This window comes from Mycobacterium sp. IDUB_17, assembly GCF_055419465.1.
In genome coordinates this window covers 63,971-86,771 of record NZ_JBVAXS010000006.1, presented here as the reverse complement: position 1 = coordinate 86,771, position 22,801 = coordinate 63,971, and the positions used below count along the sequence as shown (strand labels likewise).

The following is a 22,801-nucleotide window of genomic DNA, read 5'->3' as shown; positions in this document are numbered from 1 at the left end:
CAATGGTCTATTGGGCAAGGCAAATACATTCGGCTGCCGGGGGTGGTGGGGTAGCGTTGGTGCACCAGAAGGGGGTACGCATGTCAGCAACCAAGTCAGCTTTGGGTCCGGTCCGCCAGATTCCGGCCCATGAGCTGGTCGTCGACCAGATGCGCCGGGCCCTGGAGCTCGGGCAGTTCCGTCCTGGTGACCGGTTGCCAACCGAACGTGAACTCTCCGACATGCTCGACGTCTCCCGCACCACCGTGCGCACTGCCGTCGGTGTGCTGGAACGCGAGGGGTTGATCGCGGTCCGGCGCGGACGGGGCGGTGGCTTCACCGTTCAGGCGCCGGTGTACGACCCGGCTGAGATGCGCCGGGAGATGCGCCGCAACAAGCGTGAGGTCCGCGATGCGTTTGACTACCGAATCATCGTCGAGACCGGTGCCACCCGGCTGGCCGCCGACCGCCGTCGTGCCACCGATCTGACCGAGCTCTACAAGCTGCTCAACGGGATGCAGTCCGCACTGCAGACCGCGATGGACGACCAGTCGGCTCAGCACACCACCGACTTCCAAACCCTGGACTCGGCATTTCACCTCGGTATCGCGCAGGCCGCACAGAACGACCGCCTGCTGGACGCCGTCGCGGATGCGCGCCGCAGGATGTGGCTGCCGGTCGGTGCGATCTTCGGACGCCTGGAACCCAACGCCAACGACTATCACGAGTCGATCCTCGAGGCGATCGACAACCGGGACCCGGAGTTGGCCGCCGCACGGATGGAGGCCCACATCAACGACACCCGGCATACCGTCGAGTCGTGGCTCAAGCGCTGACCCGTTCTCTGAGGAATGGGTGCGCTCGGTGCGACCCGATGGAGGGGTGGGTCGCACCGAGCGCTCGCCTGCGTCACCGGGCTGGGGGGCAATCCGGTTCGCAGGCGGGTTCGTGATCGTCGAAGATGGTGCTGCCGATGCGCTCGTACAGCTCCGGACGGGCCTTGCGTAGATACAGGGCCACCGCCATCGACCCGGCGAACAGCCCTACGACGAGATAGGGAATGGCCTTGAAGAACAACGTATCTGAGGCAGCGCCCGCGGCGGCCTGCATGTTCGAGGCCATCAGATAGATCACGTAGACCATGCCGAGGCCACCGATGATCGGGGCCAGTAGGGTCCGCCACCAGCTGGCCGTCTCGGGATGCTGCTTCTTGACGTGGAAGTAGATCACGGTCGCGATCGAACACATGGTCTGCACGATCAGCAACAGCAGCGTGGCCAGGATCGCCACCAGTACGAACAGGTCTGCGTAGGGATCGGATCGGGTGAGTGAGCAGATGGCCACCAGCACCGCCGCGAACACGGTCTGGGTCAGCGAGGCTATCCACGGAGAGGCGTGTTTGGGATGCGCCTCTCCGAGCCGGTGCCAGAACAGACGGTCACGGCCGAATGCGAACAGGTAGCGGGCCGCGGAGTTGTGGATGGCCAAGGCGCAGGCGAACGACCCGCCGACCACCAGCCACTCGAAAACCGTTACCGCCCAGGGGCCCAGATACTGTTCGGTGGGCGCGTAGAGCAGGTCGAACGGAGTCGGCCCGGATGCGAGTTCGACTGCTTTGGCCGGACCGTTGCCGACCACGACGCCCCAGGAGATGAAGGTGTAGAACACACCGATGCCGATCACGGCGATCATGGTGGCCCTCGGCACGATGCGCTTCGGGTCCTTGGACTCCTCGCCGTAGATGGCCGTCGATTCGAATCCGACCCACGACCAGAACGCCATCAGCAGGCCGAGACCGACCACGCCGCCGGCCACTCCGTTCGTGTTGAGTGCGGTCAGCGGGCTGAGCGAGGTGAAGCTCATGCCGTCGGGATGATGGGCCAGCCCGGCGACGGCGGTGAGCGTCAGCATGCCGATCTCGCATACCAGCACGACACCGAGAACCTTTGCCGCTACCGAGATGTCGAAATGCGACAGGGCCGCGATGGCGATCAGGGCCACCACGGCGTAGATCTCCCACGGCAGGTCCAGCCCGAACTGGGCGGTGAACGCCTGATCCGCGAATGCGGAGAAGATCCCGACGAGGCCGGCCTCCATGGTCATGTAGGTGACCATGGGCATGACGCCGGCGGCCAGGCCGGGAACCTTGGACCAGGCCCTGGACACGAAGGTGTAGAACGCGCCGGCGGCCGTGATGTGACGGGCCAGCGCGACGAAGCCGATGCTGAAGATGGACAGGACGATCGTGGCGATCACAAACCCGCCCGGCGCGCCCAGTCCGTTGCCGAATCCTACTGCGACAGGAAGGTTCCCGGTCATCGCCGTGATGGGCGCGGAGAACGCGACCACCATGAACACCACCCCGGCCAGACCGATCGCTCCACGTTTCAACGTGGCCGGCCGCTGCCCGGGCGCGGAGTCTGATGCTCCGGTTCCCTGGTCGTAGCTGACTGCCATCACCACCTGCCTTTCAAATCGACTGTCGGGAGACTATGAGCGAAAAGGTCTAAAGACAAGACCCATAGACCTAAAGTGTTGACGCGTGACATAACGTTTACACGAGCGGATTTCGACGCGGACCGTTTTGGTCTAAAAAGTAGTGATTTAACTCATCGGCACCCGGCAAGCCCGGGGCAGGAGGTGGTGCATGCCCGCGACGCGACTGTTCCAGGCTTCTGAACAGCAGCTGCGAGAGCACCTGCACGCGGCCCGGATGCACGGGTGCCGAGCCGCGTCGTCCGGAACGGTGAGTCGTCAGGTGCCCGCCCTGGCGGAGGTCTCCGCGACCAGATTCGCGATGGCCGTCGCCACGGTCGACGGCGCCGAGGCTCACGTCGGCGAATCCGGTGTCGGGTTCTCCATCCAGAGCTTGTCGAAGCTGTTCGCGCTGTGCGCGCTGCTGCGGCACGAACCCGACGCCTGGTCTGCGGTGGGTTGGGGCCCGTCGGATGCCGGATACGGCTCGGTCGCCGACCTCGAGCACAACCAGTGGCGGCCGCGGAATCCGTTCGTGAATTCTGGCGCGCTTGTGGTGACCGACCGGCTGCTGATGCACAGCGGCGACGCGGTGGCCGCGACGGTTGAGCTACTAGGCGGCCCAACCGTCGCGGCATCGGACCCTCGGGTCGCGCAGTCCGAGACCGCGACCGATCACCGAAATTCGGCGATCGCCCATGTCCTGGCCGAGCACGGCCGGTTGATCAATCCGATCGATGTGTTGTTGCCGCAGTATTTTGCGCAGTGCGCGATCACCGCGTCGGTGCGGACTCTGGCGCGTGCCGCACTGTTCCTCGCCGACCGGGACGGGGGCTCGGCGGTGCTGGATCCGGAGACCGTCCGTCGAGTGAACGCGGTGCTGCTGATGTCCGGGATGTACGGGGCGGCAGGCGATATCGCCTACCGAATCGGCCTGCCGGCCAAGAGTGGCATCGGCGGCGGGGTGCTGGCGGTCATGCCTGGCCGTGGCACGGTGTGCGTGTGGAGCCCACCGCTGGACAGCGCCGGAAACTCGGCGGGCGGGGTCGCTGCCATCGAGGAGTTCGCGCGCCGCGCCGGCTGGTCGGTGTTCTGAGCCGTCGGGTCCTAGGTGGCCGGTGGGGCGGGTTCCGCGGGTGGCGGGACTGCGGTGTCTCCCGGCGCCAGATCGGCGGGAGCGGCGCCCGCCGGCGCGGTGTCGATGACATTGCCCGGAACCTGGGTGTTCAACGGGGCGCCACAGGGCAGGCTGCCGTAGTTGGGATCATCCTTCGGGCGGGTCAGCCGCGGTGCGACGAAGGTGTCGGCCTGGGCGACCACCTGGTCGTCCACGAGGATCTCGCAGTGCAGGTTCGCCGAGTACGGCCAGTCGATGCGCACCGCCATTCCGGCCGCCTCCGGATTCGACACCACGCCGGTGGCTTCGAAGATCCGGCCCGGCAGCATGGACGGGTCGGCGGTGTTGATGTTGGCGTCGTCGATCTTGTAGGCGATAGTCGCGTTGCGCGACACCCCGTCGATCCTGGCGCGGTAGGTGACGTTGTGTAGCTGCTGGTCGGGCAGCGGCTCGACCTGAGGCGGTGCCTCCGGGTCGGCCTGTGCCGCAGCGGGAATCAACAGTGCGCCGGTGAGCAGTCCTGCCAGCGCGGGGAGGGCTCCCCAGACGTACTTAGCTGAACTCATGAATCCCGACCTTACGCGCCTCGCCACGTGAGGGCCATTCCGTTGCCGGACAGCCACCGGTCTAGCTCATAGCCGCAGCTCGCCAGCCCCTCGATGGCGGTGGCCGCGGTTTGCACCGCCTGCTCGCCGATCTCCGGGCTCAGCAGACCGTGCCGCACCGCGGTGAGCAACTCGTCGACGTCGCACAGCTCGACGCCGCGTCCGGTGCGGATCACCAGGTCGAGGTAGTGGTCCTCGGAATGCCACCTGGTCGGGCCGGCGGTATAGCTGCCGATGTCGAGGTAGAAGTCCTGGTCACGCTCGTGGCCGGGGTTGAAATGGAACACGGTGGCCCGCAGCCCGAGCGAGGGCAGCAGCCACGATTCCAGGTAGTGGAACTGGGCCCGGCCGGGCGTCGGCCGGGCCATGTACAGGCCCCAGGGCTCGACGGTGTAGACATCGACCGCCCGCACGATGCCTTTTGGGTCGGTGTTCGTGCGGGCGACCAGGTCGAATGTCTCGTGTTTGGGCGGGTGGATGGGCCAAGCCTACGCGGGGAGCGAACGCGGGCGGAAGTTGTCGGTGCGCAGTTCTACGCTGGTGAGCATGGCCTTCGCGACCGAACACCCCGTGCTCGCGCATTCGGAGTACCGGGCTGTCGATGAGATCGTCCGCACCGGTGCCCGGTTCGAGGTGGTCAGTGAGTACGACCCGGCCGGTGACCAGCCGGCCGCGATCGACGAACTGGAGCGCCGGATCAGGGCCGGCGAGCGTGATGTCGTGCTGCTCGGCGCCACCGGCACCGGCAAGTCGGCCACCACCGCATGGCTGATCGAGCGGCTGCAGCGGCCCACGCTGGTGATGGCACCGAACAAGACGCTGGCTGCCCAGCTTGCCAATGAGTTGCGGGAGATGTTGCCGCACAACGCCGTTGAGTACTTCGTCTCGTACTACGACTACTACCAGCCCGAGGCGTACATCGCCCAGACGGATACCTACATCGAGAAGGACAGCTCGATCAACGACGACGTCGAGCGGTTGCGGCACTCGGCGACGTCGAGTCTGCTGTCCCGGCGCGACGTGGTCGTGGTGGCCTCGGTGTCCTGCATCTACGGCCTGGGCACACCGCAGTCCTACCTCGACCGTTCGGTCGAGCTGGAGGTCGGTCAGGAGGTGCCGCGCGACGGGTTGCTGCGGCTGCTGGTGGATGTCCAGTACAACCGCAACGACGTGGCGTTCACCCGTGGCACGTTCCGGGTGCGTGGGGACACCGTCGAGATCATCCCGTCGTACGAGGAGCTCGCGGTGCGCATCGAGTTCTTCGGCGACGAGATCGAGGCGCTGTACTACCTGCACCCGCTGACCGGCGACATCGTCCGCCAGGTCGACTCGCTGCGGATCTTCCCGGCCACCCACTACGTGGCGGGCCCAGAACGGATGGAACACGCGATCTCCACGATCGAGGCCGAGCTTGAGGCGCGGCTGGCCGAGCTGGAGGGGCAGGGCAAGCTGCTGGAGGCCCAGCGGCTGCGGATGCGCACCAACTACGACGTCGAGATGATGAAGCAGGTCGGGTTCTGCTCGGGCATCGAGAACTACTCACGCCACATCGACGCCCGCCCGGCCGGCTCGGCACCCGCGACGCTGATCGACTACTTCCCCGAGGACTTCCTGCTGGTCATCGACGAGTCCCACGTGACGGTGCCCCAGATCGGCGGCATGTACGAAGGGGACATGTCGCGTAAGCGCAACCTGGTGGATTTCGGCTTCCGGCTGCCGTCGGCCGTCGACAACCGGCCGCTGACCTGGGAGGAGTTCGCCGACCGGATCGGGCAGACGTTGTACCTGTCGGCGACCCCGGGCTCGTACGAGATCAGCCAGGCCGGCGGCGAGTTCGTCGAGCAGGTGATCCGCCCGACCGGTCTGGTCGACCCGCAGGTGGTGGTGAAGCCGACGAAGGGCCAGATCGACGACCTGATCGGCGAGATCCGCGCCCGGACCGAGCGCGACGAGCGCGTGTTGGTGACGACGCTGACCAAGAAGATGGCCGAGGACCTCACCGACTATCTGTTGGAGCTCGGCATCAAGGTCCGGTACCTGCATTCAGAGGTCGACACGCTGCGACGGGTCGAGTTGCTGCGGCAGCTGCGGCTCGGCGAGTACGACGTGCTGGTCGGTATCAACCTGCTGCGTGAGGGTCTGGATCTTCCCGAGGTGTCGCTGGTGGCGATCCTCGATGCCGACAAGGAAGGTTTCCTGCGCTCCACGCGCAGCCTGATCCAGACCATCGGTCGCGCGGCCCGCAATGTGTCCGGCGAAGTGCACATGTACGCCGACAAGATCACTGACTCGATGCGGGATGCGATCGACGAGACCGAACGCCGCCGCGCCAAGCAGATCGCCTACAACGAGGCCAACGGGATCGACCCGCAGCCGCTGCGGAAGAAGATCGCCGACATCCTCGACCAGGTGTACCGCGAGGCCGACGATACTGAGTCGGTTGAGATCGGTGGCTCGGGACGCAACGCCTCGCGGGGCCGGCGTGCTCAGGGTGAACCCGGGCGCGCGGTCAGTGCCGGCATCGTGGAGGGCCGAGACACCGCCAACATGCCGCGCGCCGAATTGGCCGATCTGATCAAAGATCTGACCGAGCAGATGATGACTGCCGCGCGGGATCTACAGTTCGAGCTGGCGGCGCGGATCCGCGACGAGATCCAGGACCTGAAGAAGGAATTGCGGGGGATGGACGCGGCCGGCCTGAAGTGATCCGGAAGTGCCGCAAGCCGGGTGCGCGAATGATCGCCGGGAGATCAGCCGGCCGACTGCGGGTTGACGAGACCTGATTCGTAGGCGACTACCACGGCCTGGGCGCGGTCGCGCAGTGAGAGTTTCGCAAACACGTTGCCGACGTGCGTCTTCACCGTATGTTCCGTGACGAAGAGGCGATCTGCGATCTCCGTGTTCGACAGCCCTTTGGCGATGAGTTCGAGTACTTCCTGTTCCCGTGGCGTCAGTGTTGCCAGCTCCCGGCTCCATGGCCGCGGTGTCGAACGGCGCTGGGCGATGTCGGCGATGAGACGTCGCGTGACGCTCGGCGCGAGGAGCGCGTCGCCGGCATCCACGATTCGCACCGCGCGGATCAGATCGTCGGCGGGTGCGTCCTTCAACAGGAATCCGCTGGCGCCGGCGCCGAGCGCTTCGTACACGTACTCGTCGATGTCGAATGTGGTGAGCATGAGCACTCGCACCGGCGGCGTCACGGTCATCGACAGGATTTCCCGGGCGGCGTCCAGGCCATTCATCTCCGGCATGCGGACGTCCATCAAGACCACATCGGGCCGCAGCCGTTTCACTTCGGAGACAGCGACGCGTCCGTTCGGTGCATCGCCGATCACGCTCATATCAGGTTGTGCAGCCAGCAGTGCCCCAAATCCCTGACGCACCATTGCCTGATCGTCGGCGATGAAGACCTTGATCGTCCGCGTCACAGCGCTCCCGGTGTCGTACGGATAGCCGCAGGAATATGAGCCCGAACCTCGAATCCGCCGTCGGGCCGGGTTTGTGCGTCAACACTGCCACCCATCGCAGCCGCCCGCTCGCGCATACCGGCGATACCGTGCCCGCCAGAGGAATTCCCGCTTGATCCCGGCACTGCAGCCGGCCCATTGCTCACCGTCACCGCCGTGGCGTCGGGCCCGTGCTCCATCGTCACCGTGACCGGTGCGCCGGGGCAATGTCGGACCGCGTTGGCAAGTGACTCCTGCACAATCCGGTAGACGGCGACGCCGGACAGCTCGGAGATCGGCGGCGGATCACCGGAAATGTTGAGGGACACATCAACTCCCGCGCGACGGCTGTTTTCGACCAGTTCCGTGACTCCCGCGACGCCGGGCTGCGGGCTCAGTTCTGTCGCGTCATCGTCGCTGCGCAGAACGCCGAGCACGGCCCGCATCTCGTTGAGGCTGGCGCGTACGTTGGCCCCGATCGCGTCGAGCTCTACCTTGGTTTCCTCGGTGACCGAGGTGAGGCGGTACGGCGCGCTCTGCGCCTGCACCACGACAATCGACATGTGGTGTGCGATGACATCGTGCAGGTCGCGTGCGATCCGCGCCCGCTCCTCGAGGACAGAGCGGCGTGCTCGCTCCAGCTCGTTGGTCCGGCGCTGACTGGCGAGCTGTCGTCGAGACACCAACAGTCCGCGAATCAGCAACCCGATCAGCACGACCACGGTGATCCCGCCGGCGAAACCCGCACCTGTCTGGCCGGCGGCGTTCACCAGAAGCAGCAGACACGTCGACGACCAGGCCAGCAGGACCGCTGGAAGGCGGCAACGGACGGCCACTGCGAACAGCAGGGCCACCAGCACCAACAGATGAACCATCTGCCAGGGGAAGGCACCGTCGGTCGACGGATACACGAGCGGGATCGCCAACCCGGCCACTGCCGATATCGTCCAACCGAGAGCGGGATTCGACCGAATGGCAACCAGCGGAAGTGCTGCCAGGGCGGCAATGACAGGTTGGACACCAGATGACACCGCATAGGTTGCATCAACAGTCGACCAGGCCATGACGAACAGAAACGTCGACACCGCGTACACGATCGCGCTGAGTATCCGATCGAGGCGTGATCGCTTCATGCTTGCCACACCTAGGACTGTAGGAAGTGCGGACCCGTGTGTCCTCATACTCTGGGATGAATCGCCCGGCCTGTTCTCAGTGCCTGGGCCACGTCGCGCGGCGACCATAGGTGACCCGGCGGAGTGCCCATTCGATCGGACCGTATCGGTGTCGACGCGCCCACATCCGGCTACCGATGAGCTGAAGGCCGTAGACAGCCGCCGCGATGACCAGCACCTGCCAGTTCGTCAGTTGCCCGACCAGGGCGAAGCCGTATCCGGTGAAGATCACCGAGGCGATCACCGATTGGCATATGTAGTTGGTGGCCGCGAACTTCCCCGCCGCCCCGAAAGTACCAACCAGCCTGGGGCTGTGGTGAGCGAGCCGAAGGATCGTCGCCGCATACGCTGCGGCGAGCGGGAGATCGAGAAGTGCGGTGACCCCGGCCAGTTGTGGCTTGTCCACGATCGCCATCAGCAGTGAGACCGGTGCGGCGATGCCGAATCCGATCCATTGAAACCTGCGTAACAGCGGCAGATATCTGTCCGGCGTCTCGAGGAGTCGAGCCTTACCGGCGGCGAAGCCCACGAGGAACAAAGGCAGGACGTTGAGGAGCCCGAAGATCAGAAACAGGTCGAACCGCTCGAAGAAGGCCTCCCACCGATAGGACGCGGCGGTGAGCCAGCCCGCTCGGAGGCTCGCGGCCGCACGATCGTCGACGACTTCAGCCGACGGTGCGAACATGCCGTGCACGGTCAGCGCGAGGGCGAAGGTTCCATACAGGATCACAGCGCACCGGATCGCCCTTGCGGGTCGAATTCTGTTCAGAGTCAACAGGATCAATCCGAGGATCCCGTAGCCGAACAGTACGTCGCCGTCGAAGAAGAAAGCGATGTGGACCAGGCCGATAGCCATCAACGCCAGACAGCGGCGCAGCGTACGCAGTCGAGCGTCGGCGCCGTCGCGTTCGGCCGAGCGAAATTGCAGAGTCAGCGAGTAGCCGAACAGAAATGAGAACAGAACGTAGAACTTGTCGAAGAAGAACGCGGTCAGCAAGGTGCGGACGGGCCCTGCGGAAAGCCCGGAGGGATTCGACATCACCGCGATGTTCACGATGAGTATTCCGCCCAGTGCGAAGCCGCGGAGGACGTCGAGGGCCGCTATCCGTGGCACCACGTCCACGCTTCGTTGGCTGGTCATGGCGCGACGGTAGGACCAGGCAGCCCCGCGACGGATCGCTCCAAGGTCTGACAAGTGGCATTTCGACGCTCCTACCACGGGGTGATGCGTCGATGAGGAAGCTCGGCACCACCCCGGGTTGACCTCAACAGCGGTTCAGCTTCTAGCGTCGTCGATGTGACCGATACCGTGACGCCCGAGACCGGGACCTGGCGGCAATTGTTGGGTGCCCGTCATCTGGGCGCCTCGACCGTGTTGGCCGGCGGTGTGCTGCTGTATGCCACCAACGAATTCCTGACGATCAGCCTGCTTCCCAGTGCGGTGGCCGACATCGGCGGTCAGCGGTTCTACGCCTGGGTGACGACGGTGTACCTGGTCGCCTCGGTGATCGCCGCCACCACGGTCCATTCGACGCTGATGCGTGTGGGGCCCCGGAGGGCATATCTGTTGGGGCTCACGGTGTTCGGTGCCGGAAGCCTGGGCTGCGCGCTGGCGCCGAGCATGGAGGTGCTGCTCGCCGGGCGCACTGTGCAGGGCTTCGCCGGCGGCCTGCTGGCCGGCCTGGGGTATGCGGTGATCAACACCGCGCTGCCGAATACGTTGTGGACCAAGGCCTCTGCGCTGGTATCGGCGATGTGGGGGGTCGGCACCGTGATCGGCCCGGCGGCGGGCGGGCTGTTCGCGCAATTCGGGCACTGGCGGTGGGCCTTCGGCGTGCTCGTTGTGCTGACGGTCGCCATGGCCGCTCTGGTACCCGTCGCGCTTCCCGGCCGCAACGGTGCAGCATCGGCCCCGACACCCGGCATTCCGGTGCGGTCGCTGACCTTGTTGGGCGCGGCGGCAATGGCGGTGAGCGTGGCCGGTATCCCGCACGACTGGCGGGCCACGGCAGCACTGCTCGTGCTCGGGGTGGTGCTGGTGGCCCGGTTCCTGTTCGTCGACCGTCGCGCCGGGGCATCGGTCTTGCCGCCCAGCACATTCGGCCCGGGTCCGCTCAAGTGGATCTACCTGAGCCTCGGCGTGTTGATGGCCGCGACCATGGTCGACATGTACGTGCCGCTGTTCGGTCAATGGCTGGCGCACCTGACGCCCGTGATGGCCGGATTCTTCGCTGCGGTGCTCTCGGTGGGCTGGACGGCGGGGGAGATCGTGAGTGCGTCGCTGCAGAACCGGCGGGTGATCGTGCGCACGGTGGCGTTCGCGCCCGTCGTGATGGCGATCGGCCTGGCGGCCGGGGCGGTGTTGATCCGGGACGGGATGGCGCCGTGGCTGGTGGCCATGTGGGCGGCGGCGCTGGTGGTCACCGGCACCGGTATCGGTATCGCCTGGCCCCATCTGTCCGCGTGGGCGATGAGCAGCGTGGATGATCCAGATGAGGGGCCGGCGGCCGCGGCGGCGATCAACACCGTGCAACTCATCTGTGGGGCGTTCGGTGCGGGCTTGGCCGGCGTCGTCGTCAACCTCCGCGATACCGGAGATTCGGCCGCAGCGCGTTGGCTGTTCGCCGTGTTCGCGGTCCTCGCCGCGCTCGGCGCGGTGGCCTCGTTCCGGTCCGGTCGTAGGGCCCACTAGCCGTCGCGGCCGTGCGCGATGAGTTTCGCCGGCGCCGTGGGTCTCACTCGTATAGGACCGATTCAAGGAGTGATTCATGCCGCTCACACTCAATGCCTACCCAGACGTCGTCACTCGGGACGAGTGGCTCGAGGCACGCAAGAAACTACTGGCCGCTGAACGCGAGGTGACACACCTGCGCGACGCCGTCAACGCTCAGCGGCGCCGGCTGCCGATGGTGAAGGTGGAGAAGGACTACACCTTCGAAGCGCCTGACGGCGAAGTGCGACTGGTCGACTTGTTCGAGGGTCGCAGCCAGCTCTACATCCATCACTTCATGTGGATCGACGCGATCGATCAGGGTTGTCCGAGTTGCACGGCCGCGGCCGATCTCACGTTCACCGAGCAGGACCGGGCTCTGCTGCATTGCAAGGACGTCACCTTCGCCTGCGTGTCCAGGGCGCCGTACGCGAGCATTGCCACTTACCGGGACAAACACGGTTGGACGTTCCCGTGGTACTCGTCGCGCGACGGCGACTTCACCTACGACTATCACGTGACGCTCGACCTGGCCCGTGCGCCGATCGAATACAACTACAAGTCCGCCGACGAGTTGCGCGCCGACGGTTTCAGCGACGACGACCTCCGTGGTGACTGGCCGGGCGCCAGCGTCTTCCTGCGCCGGGGCGACGACGTCTTCCACACCTACTCGGCCTTCGCGCGCGGCCTCGACCACACCGCGGTGGGATATCCCTTCCTCGACCTCACCCCGTACGGACGGCAGGAACCGTGGGAGGACTCACCGGCCTTATGGCCCCAGGGCGGGGCAGTGGTCGGCAGGCCGGTGGGGGACGCCGACGGTTAGTGATCATTGAGATCGAAACTATGGGCGGGCGCCGGAGTGCCTGGCACAGTAGCCAATCGATGCGGGTGTGTCTGAGTGGCTAGGAAGCGGCCTGCAAAGCCGTTTACACGGGTTCGAATCCCGTCACTCGCTCTGGGATCCGTTCGGAGCCGTGCCGTGTCGTCAGTTTCGACGGCTCGGCATGGCTCCGGATAGGGAAGTCAGTCTCCCCACTGCTTCCTGGTTGCGGCGGCCGGTCCCGTGACGAGCGTGTCGGGTGGAACGTCCGACGCAACAACCGCACCGGCACCGACTACCGAGTTCGTGCCCACGGTGACACCGGGCAGAATCGTGACACCGGCGCCGAGCCACACGTTGTCCTCAAGCGCTATCGGCGCAGCCACGATGTACTCTCGCCGTTCTGCAGGCGGTACGGGGTGTCCGGAGGTGATGAGGTGGGTGTTCGGACCGATCATGGTTCCGTCGCCGATCCAGATGCCGCCCTGGTCCATGAATCTGCATCCCTGGTTGACGAACACATTTTCGCCGAAGCCGGTGTTGAGCCCATTGTCGGTGAAGAACGGCGGATAGAGCGTGACGGTGTCCGAGAGAGGTTGTCCGAAAACCTCCGCAAGCAGCGCCGCCCGTTCTTCCGCCGCATCGAACGGCAGCAGATGGAGGCGCGATGTGAGTGTTGTGACCTGTTCTATCCGTCGGGCCACTTGAGCCCATTCAGGTGTGTCGATGTACAAGCGGCCAGATGTCAGATGAGGCATGGACAGATCCCAGCAGCGAACGTAGTCGAGCATCAAACAACTGACACGCACGCACGACGCAACCAACGGTGGGGACTGACGGTTGGACGTTGAGGGGGTGCGTACTTTCGTCGTTGCGGCTGAACTAGGCCAATTCCAAGTTGCGGCAGACGAGTTGAGCATCACGCCGCAGGCAGTGTCGAAACGCGTCGCGGCACTTGAACGTGCGTTGGGCACCGCATTATTCGTACGCACTGCCCACGGTGTACGACTGTCTGCCGACGGAGAGTCGTTTCTCCCGCACGCACGTGAGTTGCTTCGCGCCGCCGAGCGCGCATGGCACTCCGTCCGGTCGCAGAAACGGGTTCTGCGCGTTGACGTCACCCATCGCCGCATCGCACCGTCGGTTGTATTCCAGGATTTCCACGTCGCGAATCCCAGCGTGCGGGTCGAAGTGGTGACCTTGCTCGACAACAACCTCACCGGGGCGTTGTCCGCCGTCCAGTCGGGAACGATCGACGCTTCGTTTCGCGCGGTCACCCTGCCGTCCGACGATCTGCCTCGTGGTGTGGTGGCCGCTCGCGCCATCGACCACGAACTCGAAGTGCTTGTGGGGCCCGAACATTCGCTTGCTGCCGAGGACAGCCTGACGCCGAGCTGTCTACGCGGGTTCCGAATCTGGATTCCGGGTATCGTCCCCGGCGCCGAGTGGGCTGTGTTCTATGACGACCTTGCGAGAGCATTCGGATTGTCGATTGACAGCCACGGTCCTCATTTCGGTGACGAGGCCTTGTTGGAGCGCCTGCGCGACGACCCGAGTGTGGCAACTCTGGTGGGTAGACGTGACCGCTACTTCTGGCCCGCGCAATACGGACTGCGACGGATACCCTTGCGCGACCCGACACCGATCTACCCGCACTCGTTGATCTGGCTCACGACGAACTCGAACCCCGGCTTGGCCGCGTTGCGTGCCCACCTCAGTGCAGACCGTCGGACCTCGCCGCACGAGCCGAACGTCTGGTTGCCGCGGTGGGCAGCCTCCGTCTCCGAGCTGGGGTCAGACGGTGAGCCCTGACGCTGAACTGCTCAATGGGGCCGACGAGACCCACATCGCCACCCCGTCGCAAACAGCAAGACACCGCATCGAATAATGCTGCCGTGCCCATGCTGCCCCTTGCCGACGTCCTGTCCACCCTCGATCTGGTGGAGTCGGATGACGGCACCTACGTCGCCGAACAGCGGGACAACCCCAGCCATCACATCGTCGGTGGGCATATCGCGGCCCAGGCGTTGATGGCGGCCAGTCGCACCGTGCCCGGCCGATCACCGCACAGCCTGCACGTTTATCTGCTGCGCGCCGGGGACGCCCGGTATCCGGTGCAGATGGAGGTGAACAACCTGCGGGACGGCGGCTCGCTGTCCACCCGCCGGGTCATCGGCCGACAAGGTGGCGAGGTGTTGCTGGAAGCGCTGGTCTCGTTCAGCGTCCCCATGGACGCCGCGGATTACCAGCAACCCCGGCCCGCGGTGCCCGATCCCGAAACCCTGCCCCCGGTCGAGGAACAGTTGCAGGCGTTTGCCGACGAGGCCGACGGGTTCTGGGTGCGCCCGCAGTGGATCGAGCGACGTTACATCGACCCGCCCCCGCGGCTGGCGATCGATCTGCCGGAACCGCCGGAGCGCACCCGGATGTGGTGGCGCGTGGGCGAACCGGTCACCGACGATCCGATCATCAACAGCTGTCTGCTGACGTATTTTTCGGGCACCGCATTGTTGGATTCCACCCTGTCGGCGCGGCGTGGCACCCACGTGACCGTTTTCTCGGCGTTGATCGACCTGGCCGTCTGGTTCCACCGTCCCGCCGATCTGACGGATTGGGTGCTGTCCGACCAGGTTTCACCCAGCGGTGTCAACGGGCGCGGCCTGGCCAGCGCCACCGTCTACAACCGCGGTGGGGAACTCGTGTGCTCGACGACCCAGGAGCTGTACTTCGGCCGCCGCCGCGACTGACTCAGCGCGTGGACTTGACCACCTGGGCGAAGTTGAATTGCCAGCGTTCGACGATGTGGAAGCCCATGCTTTCGGGTACCTGATAGGCCGGGGCGCGGTCCAGTCGCGGTCCGGGCGCCAGGCGTTGGCCGCTCTGCCTGCTGGGCACCGAAGGGTCGCGTTCGGACACGGTCCACAGCACGGTGCACCGGCGCACCTGGTCGGCGACACCCCAGATCCCGAGGTGGGCATCCCACAACCGATTTCGTTGCCAGGCCGGCTTACCCCGACCGGGGTCGACCAGGTGGGCATAGGCGGCCGGCCGGGCGGCGGTGATGGGGCGGATCGGACCCGGCTTCCACGAGGTGGTGTTGTCGAAGATCACGCAGTCGCCGGGGGATGAGTGCGCCGAGATGACGTCTGCGACCTGGCTGAAGTCCATGCCCTCCTTGGCGTATGGGCCGCGTTGCACGGTGATGTAGTTCGGTGTCGCGGCCAGGGCGAACACCGCCAGAGTGGCCGTGATCCATTCCCGGCTGCGGGCCACCGCCACCACACATGCGGCGAGCAGCAGCGCCATCGCCGGCGTGGTGAAGCTGAGGTACCGCGGGTAGTAAAGCGGTTGGGCCGCAGCTGAATACGCCAACAGAGCTGCGGTCGGCGCAACCACCCACGCCGCGGCCACGACCATCAGCCGCCGGGTGCCCTCACCGGTGGGCCGCAGCCGTCGAACCAGCAGGGGTGCGCTCAGAACGGCGGCCGCCAGGAGCGCGAATGCCACGCTGTGGTCGAAGTACTGCTCCAAGACGACCTCAGTGACGGTGTGCAGACCTAGCGGTGAGATCCAGCCGACTTGAAAGCTCTGCGAACGGCACCACAACACGAACGGAACCACGACCAGCACTGCAGCTGTGGCGACCGCGGCCCAGGCCGTTCGAGTGCGACGACGGTCGCAGAGCACTGCGACGGCAACCGCGTGTGGAACCACCATCAACACCACGAAGATGTTCAGCACCGTCGAAACCGTCAGCAGCGCACCGTATGACACCCACAGTGCAGGGCGGTCGCGCCGGATCGCGACGACCAGCAGTACCGTCAGCCACACCGCCGCCAGCGTCGACCACGAATAGGAACGAGCTTCGATACCGGCCCACGTGATCCTTGGCAGCATCGCGAAAAGAACTCCGGCACAGACCGATAACGTTCGATCGCAGAACTGCCGGCCGAGTACCACCACTCCGCTTGCCGCACCACCGACGGCCAGGCAGCTGGAGAACCGGGACCAGAACTCGGTTACCGGGAAAACGGTGAACCAACCATGCATACCGAGGTAATAAAGGCCGTGCACGGCATCGATATGGCCGAGCAGGTCCCATAGCTGGGAAACCGATCGGGTAGCAGCCGAGATGGTGGCGGCCTCGTCGAACCACAGTGACGGACGGGCCGCCCCCGCGGCACTCAGCACGACCGCAAATGCGGCCACCGCCACGGCGTCGAAGCGGGCTTGTCGATCGACTCGCCCGCCCGCGCCCTCGGCGTGCTCATTCAGCGATAAATCCACGTCAGCGACCGTGCCACCCCCTCAACCCATGGCAAACAGTAACCTGAGGCGCCCGACTCGCTCTCTCCGACAGCACTATTGCCCACCGCATGCGGTGTAGATGAGCTGGGTCACTACGTGCGGCGAATCGTCCTGACGGCAACCCTGATTCGATCGGCGTCGACTACGTCACGGTCAGCATCGTTTTTGCGGTCCCGAGGGTTAACATCAGTGCCGATTCGCCGTTCGGGACGCCAAAAGTGGGTCCAGTTGTCGGTTGTCCGTATGGGTGTCGTGATTCGCACCCCTGGTCAGCGGGCGACGGGTTACTGTCTCGGGTGGCGTTGCAACTGACAGTGGGAGGGTATTGATGAGCGCGTATCGAACCGTGGTGGTCGGCACGGACGGATCTGATTCGTCGTTGCGTGCAGTCGACCGCGCCGGTCAGATTGCCGCCGGCTCGAATGCCAAACTGATCGTGGCAACCGCGTACTTCCCCCAGAGCGAAGATCAGCGTGCCGCCGATGTGCTCAAGGACGAGGGCTACAAGATGGCCGGCAATGCGCCGATCTACGCCATCCTGCGCGAGGCGACCGACCGTGCGAAGGCCGCCGGCGCCACGGACATCGAGGAGCGGCCCGTCGTCGGCGCTCCGGTCGACGCCCTCGTCGAGTTGGCTGAGGACGTCCAGGCGGATCTGCTGGTTGTCGGCAATGTCGGCCTGAGCACGATCGCCGGCCGGCTGCTGGGCTCGGTGCCCGCGAACGTGGCACGGCGGTCGAAGACCGACGTGCTCATCGTCCACACCAGCTGAGCCACACCCGCTGACTGACTACCAACCGCGCTCGCGCCACTCCCCGAGGTGGGGACGTTCGGCGCCGAGCGTGGTGTCATCGCCATGGCCGGGGTATACGACGGTGCGGTCGTCGTAGACGTCGAACACCTTGGCGCTCACATCACCCAGTAGGCGCTCGAAGTCACCGGGCTGCCAGGTCTTGCCGACACCGCCGGGAAACAGGCAGTCACCGGTGAACAGGTGTGTGACACCGTCGGGCGCCTTGAGCGCCAGCGCGACCGAACCCTCGGTGTGGCCCTGTAGGTGGATCACGTCGAACGTGAGGTCGCCGATCCGCACGGTGTCCCCGTCGGCCAGGATCCGGTCCGGGGTGACCGGCAACGGTTCGGCGTCGAGTGCATGCGCGGCCGTCGGTGCCCCGGTGACCTCTGCCACAGTCGCCAGCGCCTGCCAGTGGTCGAAGTGCTGGTGGCTGGTGACGATCAGGGACAGCTTGGGTGCCTGCTGCTTGATCACGTCCAGGAGCACCTCAGCGTCGTTTGCGGCGTCGATGAGCAGGGTCTCCCCGGTGGACGTGCAGGTCACGAGGTAGGCGTTGTTGTCCATGGGGCCCACTGACACCTTGATGATCGAGGCGTTCGGGAGGGTGCGCCGGGCGGCGGTGCCTGGCTCCTGGTGACCGGTGTACGTGTCGTCAACCGCGATGTGAGGGCTGGTCATAGCGCCACCGTATCGGGCTTGTCGGTGGTCGCACATAGCATGGGCGTGAAGTCTGTCGTGGGAAAGGAAACGCGTGGCTGACCGCCTGATCGTGAAGGGTGCCCGCGAGCACAATCTGCGAGGAGTCGACCTCGATCTGCCGCGTGATGCGCTGATCGTGTTCACCGGCCTGTCCGGGTCCGGCAAGTCCTCGCTGGCGTTCGACACCATCTTCGCCGAGGGCCAGCGCCGCTACGTCGAGTCGCTGTCGGCGTACGCCCGCCAGTTCCTGGGGCAGATGGACAAGCCGGACGTCGATTTCATCGAGGGCCTGTCGCCCGCGGTGTCGATCGACCAGAAGTCGACCAACCGCAACCCCCGCTCGACCGTGGGCACCATCACCGAGGTCTACGACTACCTGCGTCTGCTGTACGCCCGCGCGGGCACCCCGCACTGCCCGGTGTGTGGTGAGCGGATAGCCCGGCAGACCCCACAGCAGATCGTGGACCAGGTCCTGGCCATGGACGAGGGCCTGCGATTCCAGGTGCTGGCCCCGGTGGTCCGCACCCGCAAGGGTGAGTTCGTCGACCTGTTCGACAAGCTCAACACGCAGGGTTACAGCCGGGTGCGGGTGGACGGCGTGGTGCACCCGCTGACCGATCCGCCCAAGCTCAAGAAGCAGGAAAAGCACGACATCGAGGTGGTCGTCGACCGGTTGACGGTCAAGGCCAGCTCCAAGCAGCGGCTCACCGATTCGGTGGAGACCGCGCTGAACCTGGCCGACGGGATCGTGGTGCTCGAATTCGTCGACCGTGACGACGACCATCCCCATCGTGAACAGCGCTTCTCCGAGAAGCTGGCCTGCCCCAACGGCCACCCGTTGGCCGTGGATGATCTTGAACCGCGGTCGTTCTCGTTCAACTCGCCCTATGGCGCCTGCCCGGAGTGCACAGGGCTGGGGGTCCGCAAGGAGGTCGACTCTGACCTGGTCGTGCCCGACCCGGACCTGACGCTGGCCGAAGGGGCCATCGCGCCGTGGGCCGTCGGGCAGAGCGCCGAGTACTTCACCCGGATGTTGTCCGGGCTGGGTGATCAGCTCGGGTTCGACGTCGACACCCCGTGGAAGAAGCTGCCGGCCAAGGCGCGCAAGGCGATCCTGGAAGGCTCTGATCACCAGGTCCACGTCAAGTACAAGAACCGCTACGGCCGCACCCGGTCCTACTACGCCGATTTCGAGGGCGTGATGGCGTTCCTGCAGCGGCGCATGGAGCAGACCGACTCGGAGCAGATGAAGGAACGCTACGAGGGCTTCATGCGCGACATCCCGTGCCCGGAGTGCAACGGCACGCGGCTCAAGCCCGAGATCCTCGCGGTGACGATGGCCGCGGGTCAGTTCGGCGCCAAATCCATCGCCCAGGTGGCCGAGCTGTCGATCGCGGACTGCGCGGACTTCCTCAACGCATTGACGCTCGGCCATCGCGAGCAGGCCATCGCCGGGCAGGTGCTCAAGGAGATCCAGTCGCGGCTCGGGTTCCTGCTCGATGTCGGGCTGGACTACCTGTCGCTGTCGCGCGCGGCCGCGACGCTGTCCGGCGGTGAGGCCCAGCGCATCCGGCTGGCCACACAGATCGGCTCCGGGCTGGTCGGGGTGCTCTACGTGCTCGACGAGCCGTCCATCGGCCTGCATCAGCGTGACAATCGCAGGCTGATCGACACCCTGGTGCGGTTGCGCGACCTGGGCAACACGCTGATCGTCGTGGAACACGACCTGGACACGATCGCGCACGCCGACTGGGTGGTCGACATCGGCCCCGCGGCCGGTGAACACGGTGGCCGGATCGTGCACAGCGGCACCTATCAGGACCTGCTGGTCAATCCCGAATCCATCACGGGCGCTTACCTTTCCGGAAAGGAGAGCATCGAGGTCCCGGCGATCCGGCGGCCTACCGACAAGCGTCGTCAGGTCACGGTGGTGGGGGCGCGGGAGAACAACCTCAAGGAGATCGACGTCGCGTTCCCGCTCGGCGTGCTCACCTCGGTCACCGGGGTCTCGGGCTCGGGCAAGTCGACTCTGGTCAACGACATCCTGGCCACGGTGATGGCCAACAAGTTGAACAAGGCCAGGCAGGTGCCGGGCCGGCACACCCGGGTCAACGGGCTCGACCAGCTGGACAAGCTGGTCCGCGTCGACCAGTCACCGATCGGCCGCACTCCGCGGTCCAACGCGGCCACCTACACCGGGGTGTTCGACAAGATCCGGTCACTGTTCGCCGCCACCACCGAGGCCAAGGTCCGCGGCTATCAACCGGGCCGCTTCTCGTTCAACGTCAAGGGCGGCCGGTGTGAGGCTTGCTCGGGTGACGGCACCATCAAGATCGAGATGAACTTCCTGCCCGACGTCTATGTGCCGTGCGAGGTGTGCCAGGGCGCCCGGTACAACCGGGAAACCCTTGAGGTGCACTACAAGGGCAAGACCATCGCCGAGGTGTTGGACATGTCGATCGAGGACGCCACCGAGTTCTTCGAGCCGATCAGCTCGATCCACCGGTACCTCAAGACCCTCGTCGACGTCGGTCTGGGCTATGTCCGGCTCGGGCAACCGGCGCCGACACTGTCCGGTGGTGAGGCGCAACGCGTCAAGCTGGCCGCCGAGCTGCAGAAGCGGTCCACCGGGCGCACGGTCTACATCCTCGACGAGCCGACGACGGGCCTGCACTTCGAGGACATCCGCAAGCTGCTCAAGGTGATCAACGGCCTTGTCGACAAAGGCAATACGGTGATCGTCATCGAGCACAACCTCGACGTGATCAAGACCTCGGACTGGATCGTGGACATGGGTCCCGAGGGTGGGGCCGGCGGCGGCACCGTCGTCGCGCAGGGCACGCCCGAGGATGTGGCGGCGAAACCGGACAGCTACACCGGCCAGTTCCTCGCCGAGCTGGTCGAGGTGCCCGCGCCGAAACCCAAGCGGCGCAAGGTCAGTGCTTGATCGACCCGGTGCAGCCGCTAATTCGGTTGCACCGGGCCGGTGCGGTTCTGGAGACTGGCACGTATGGGCCACGTTGAGGTCGCACACATCAGCCATACGCTGCCGGACGGTCGGCAGCTCCTCGACGATGTCTCGTTCCGGATCGCCGACGGTGCCACGGCGGCACTTGTCGGTCCCAATGGCGCCGGCAAAACCACACTGCTGCGGTTGATTTCGAGCGACCTGGTACCCCAGCAGGGCACGGTCGCGCACAGCGGTGGCCTGGGCGTGATGCGCCAATTCATCGGCGGCATCCGTGATTCGACGTCGGTCCACGAACTGCTGTTGTCGGTCGCGCCGCCTCGCCTGCGGGCCGCCGCGGTCGACGTGGATGCGGCCGAGCTCGCACTGATGGAGCGTGACGACGAATCCAGCCAGATGCGCTACGCCAACGCGCTCGCCGGCTGGGGCGACGCCGGTGGATACGATGCCGAAATTCTCTGGGACGCCTGCTGTATCGCCGCGCTCGGGATGTCCTACGAGTCCTGTCGCTGGCGCCTGGTCAACACGCTGTCGGGCGGCGAACAGAAACGACTGGTGCTCGAGGCGCTGCTCCGCGGACCCGACGAGGTGTTACTGCTGGACGAGCCGGACAACTATCTCGACGTGCCGGGCAAGCAGTGGTTGGAACAGCGCCTGGGCGAGACGACCAAGACGATCCTCATGGTCAGCCACGACCGAGAGCTCCTCAACCGCACCGCGGAACGGATCGTCACGGTCGAATCGCGGCACGTCTGGATCCACGGTGGCGGGTTCGATGGTTATGCGCAGGCCCGCCGGGACCGCAACGAACGTCTCGAAGAACTGCGACGACGATGGGATGAGGAGCACGCCAAGCTCAAGACGCTCGTCGTCGAGCTGCGCCAGAAGGCCGCGTACAACGACGGTATGGCGTCGCGGTATCAGGCCGCGCTGACACGGCTGCGCAGGTTCGAAGAGGCCGGTCCACCCGAGGTGCCGCCGCGTGACCAGGACATCAAGATGCGGTTGCGGGGCGGCCGTACCGGTAAGCGTGCGGTCGTCTGCGACAGCCTCGAATTGACCGGTCTGATGCAGCCATTCGACCTGGAAATCTTTTACGGTGAGCGCGTTGCGGTGCTGGGTTCCAATGGTTCTGGCAAATCGCACTTCCTGCGATTGCTGACCGCGGTGGCCGATGAATTGCCTCGTGGTGCCACCACCGCCGAGCCCGTGGCGCACAGCGGTCTCGCGCAACTCGGTGCCAGGGTGTCACCGGGACTGTTCGCTCAAACGCACGCACGCCCGGATCTCGCCGGCCGAACACCGTGCGAGATCGTGATGGTCGAGCACGCCAGGCTGCGCACCGAAGCGATGAGCGCCCTGGCTCGCTACGAGCTGCAGGCCTGTGCGGAACAGCCGTTCGAAACACTTTCGGGAGGTCAGCAGGCCCGGCTGCAGATCCTGCTACTCGAACTCGGTGGCGCGACACTTCTGCTGCTCGACGAACCGACCGACAACCTCGATCTTGCCAGCGCCGAGGCGCTACAGGACGGACTTGCCGCTTACGCGGGTACGGTGGTCGCGGTCACCCATGACCGTTGGTTTGCCCGATCGTTCGACCGCTTCCTGGTGTTCGGGGCCGATGGCTTCGTCTATGAATCGACCGACCCGGTATGGGACGAGTCGAGGGTGATGCGCACGCGGCGTTAGCTTTTCGTCAGCGG

At 65.7% G+C, this 22,801-nt stretch carries 19 protein-coding genes, 1 tRNA gene and 1 pseudogene; 12 read left to right on the top strand and 9 right to left on the bottom strand.

What is annotated here, in order from left to right:
* Positions 1-80 precede the first annotated feature (80 nt).
* A complete protein-coding gene (locus ACZYZ7_RS23820) occupies positions 81-815 on the top strand; it encodes a FadR/GntR family transcriptional regulator (RefSeq protein ID WP_135455432.1) in 735 nt (244 codons plus the stop codon).
* 73 nt (positions 816-888) lie between these two features.
* On the opposite strand, the gene ACZYZ7_RS23815 is transcribed toward ACZYZ7_RS23820, so the two are convergent.
* Positions 889-2,436, bottom strand: coding sequence for an APC family permease (locus ACZYZ7_RS23815; RefSeq protein ID WP_210115531.1), 1,548 nt, complete (start codon positions 2,434-2,436; stop codon positions 889-891).
* Positions 2,437-2,626: 190 nt separating this feature from the next.
* Here ACZYZ7_RS23815 and glsA point away from each other — a divergent pair, with 190 nt between their 5' ends.
* Positions 2,627-3,550, top strand: coding sequence for a glutaminase A (glsA, locus tag ACZYZ7_RS23810; protein WP_450070556.1), 924 nt, complete (start codon positions 2,627-2,629; stop codon positions 3,548-3,550).
* 11 nt (positions 3,551-3,561) lie between these two features.
* Here glsA and ACZYZ7_RS23805 read toward each other — a convergent pair whose 3' ends face one another.
* Both ACZYZ7_RS23805 and ACZYZ7_RS23800 read right to left on the bottom strand, forming a co-directional pair.
* Positions 3,562-4,137 (bottom strand): hypothetical protein, encoded by a 576-nt coding sequence (locus tag ACZYZ7_RS23805; RefSeq protein ID WP_450070555.1) that lies wholly within the window; start codon positions 4,135-4,137, stop codon positions 3,562-3,564.
* Positions 4,138-4,148: 11 nt separating this feature from the next.
* Entirely contained in the window at positions 4,149-4,655 is a 507-nt protein-coding gene (locus tag ACZYZ7_RS23800; RefSeq protein WP_210115671.1) for a ribonuclease FAU-1 family protein, read from the bottom strand.
* A 67-nt stretch (positions 4,656-4,722) separates the two neighbouring features.
* Between ACZYZ7_RS23800 and uvrB the strand changes: the two genes are divergently transcribed.
* On the top strand, positions 4,723-6,882 hold the full coding sequence (uvrB, locus tag ACZYZ7_RS23795; protein ID WP_450070554.1) for an excinuclease ABC subunit UvrB: 2,160 nt from the start codon (positions 4,723-4,725) through the stop codon (positions 6,880-6,882).
* 44 nt (positions 6,883-6,926) lie between these two features.
* Here uvrB and ACZYZ7_RS23790 read toward each other — a convergent pair whose 3' ends face one another.
* The 3 genes from ACZYZ7_RS23790 to ACZYZ7_RS23780 form a co-directional block, all read right to left on the bottom strand.
* Positions 6,927-7,604 (bottom strand): response regulator, encoded by a 678-nt coding sequence (locus ACZYZ7_RS23790; protein ID WP_450070553.1) that lies wholly within the window; start codon positions 7,602-7,604, stop codon positions 6,927-6,929.
* Positions 7,601-8,755 carry a sensor histidine kinase gene (locus ACZYZ7_RS23785; protein ID WP_450070552.1) on the bottom strand — a complete coding sequence of 385 codons (1,155 nt, stop codon included), beginning with the start codon at positions 8,753-8,755 and terminating at the stop codon, positions 7,601-7,603. Before ACZYZ7_RS23785 ends, ACZYZ7_RS23790 begins: the two co-directional genes overlap by 4 nt.
* Positions 8,756-8,831: 76 nt before the next feature.
* Positions 8,832-9,935 carry a DUF418 domain-containing protein gene (locus tag ACZYZ7_RS23780; RefSeq protein WP_450070551.1) on the bottom strand — a complete coding sequence of 368 codons (1,104 nt, stop codon included), beginning with the start codon at positions 9,933-9,935 and terminating at the stop codon, positions 8,832-8,834.
* A 156-nt stretch (positions 9,936-10,091) separates the two neighbouring features.
* Here ACZYZ7_RS23780 and ACZYZ7_RS23775 point away from each other — a divergent pair, with 156 nt between their 5' ends.
* The 3 genes from ACZYZ7_RS23775 (at position 10,092) to ACZYZ7_RS23765 (ending at position 12,462) form a co-directional block, all read left to right on the top strand.
* A complete protein-coding gene (locus ACZYZ7_RS23775) occupies positions 10,092-11,486 on the top strand; it encodes an MFS transporter (RefSeq protein WP_450070550.1) in 1,395 nt (464 codons plus the stop codon).
* Between the two features lie 76 nt (positions 11,487-11,562).
* A complete protein-coding gene (locus ACZYZ7_RS23770) occupies positions 11,563-12,330 on the top strand; it encodes a DUF899 domain-containing protein (RefSeq protein ID WP_450070549.1) in 768 nt (255 codons plus the stop codon).
* Between the two features lie 61 nt (positions 12,331-12,391).
* A tRNA-Cys gene (locus tag ACZYZ7_RS23765) sits at positions 12,392-12,462 on the top strand.
* A gap of 68 nt (positions 12,463-12,530) precedes the next feature.
* On the opposite strand, the gene ACZYZ7_RS23760 is transcribed toward ACZYZ7_RS23765, so the two are convergent.
* The gene (locus ACZYZ7_RS23760) at positions 12,531-13,118 is read right to left on the bottom strand and encodes a DapH/DapD/GlmU-related protein (protein WP_463741964.1); all 588 of its coding nucleotides are present in this window, start codon (positions 13,116-13,118) and stop codon (positions 12,531-12,533) included.
* A 64-nt stretch (positions 13,119-13,182) separates the two neighbouring features.
* Between ACZYZ7_RS23760 and ACZYZ7_RS23755 the strand changes: the two are divergent.
* The 3 genes and pseudogenes from ACZYZ7_RS23755 to ACZYZ7_RS23745 form a co-directional block, all read left to right on the top strand.
* Positions 13,183-13,341 (top strand): annotated as a pseudogene (locus ACZYZ7_RS23755) (LysR family transcriptional regulator); the annotation flags it as partial.
* Between the two features lie 165 nt (positions 13,342-13,506).
* Positions 13,507-14,139 (top strand): type 2 periplasmic-binding domain-containing protein, encoded by a 633-nt coding sequence (locus tag ACZYZ7_RS23750; protein WP_463742147.1) that lies wholly within the window; start codon positions 13,507-13,509, stop codon positions 14,137-14,139.
* A gap of 89 nt (positions 14,140-14,228) precedes the next feature.
* On the top strand, positions 14,229-15,074 hold the full coding sequence (locus ACZYZ7_RS23745; protein WP_450070785.1) for an acyl-CoA thioesterase: 846 nt from the start codon (positions 14,229-14,231) through the stop codon (positions 15,072-15,074).
* A 1-nt stretch (position 15,075) separates the two neighbouring features.
* Here the strand turns inward: ACZYZ7_RS23745 and ACZYZ7_RS23740 are convergent, their stop codons facing one another.
* Positions 15,076-16,614, bottom strand: a complete 1,539-nt coding sequence (locus tag ACZYZ7_RS23740; protein ID WP_450070546.1) for a glycosyltransferase family 39 protein — start codon at positions 16,612-16,614, stop codon at positions 15,076-15,078.
* Positions 16,615-16,963: 349 nt separating this feature from the next.
* Between ACZYZ7_RS23740 and ACZYZ7_RS23735 the strand changes: the two genes are divergently transcribed.
* Positions 16,964-17,407 (top strand): universal stress protein, encoded by a 444-nt coding sequence (locus ACZYZ7_RS23735; RefSeq protein WP_044524035.1) that lies wholly within the window; start codon positions 16,964-16,966, stop codon positions 17,405-17,407.
* A gap of 18 nt (positions 17,408-17,425) precedes the next feature.
* Here ACZYZ7_RS23735 and ACZYZ7_RS23730 read toward each other — a convergent pair whose 3' ends face one another.
* Complete coding sequence (locus ACZYZ7_RS23730) at positions 17,426-18,109, bottom strand: MBL fold metallo-hydrolase (RefSeq protein ID WP_450070545.1); 684 nt, start codon at positions 18,107-18,109, stop codon at positions 17,426-17,428.
* Between the two features lie 73 nt (positions 18,110-18,182).
* Between ACZYZ7_RS23730 and uvrA the strand changes: the two genes are divergently transcribed.
* Positions 18,183-21,077 (top strand): excinuclease ABC subunit UvrA, encoded by a 2,895-nt coding sequence (gene uvrA, locus ACZYZ7_RS23725; RefSeq protein WP_450070544.1) that lies wholly within the window; start codon positions 18,183-18,185, stop codon positions 21,075-21,077.
* 63 nt (positions 21,078-21,140) lie between these two features.
* Positions 21,141-22,787, top strand: coding sequence for an ABC-F family ATP-binding cassette domain-containing protein (locus ACZYZ7_RS23720; protein ID WP_450070543.1), 1,647 nt, complete (start codon positions 21,141-21,143; stop codon positions 22,785-22,787).
* Positions 22,788-22,801 lie beyond the last annotated feature (14 nt).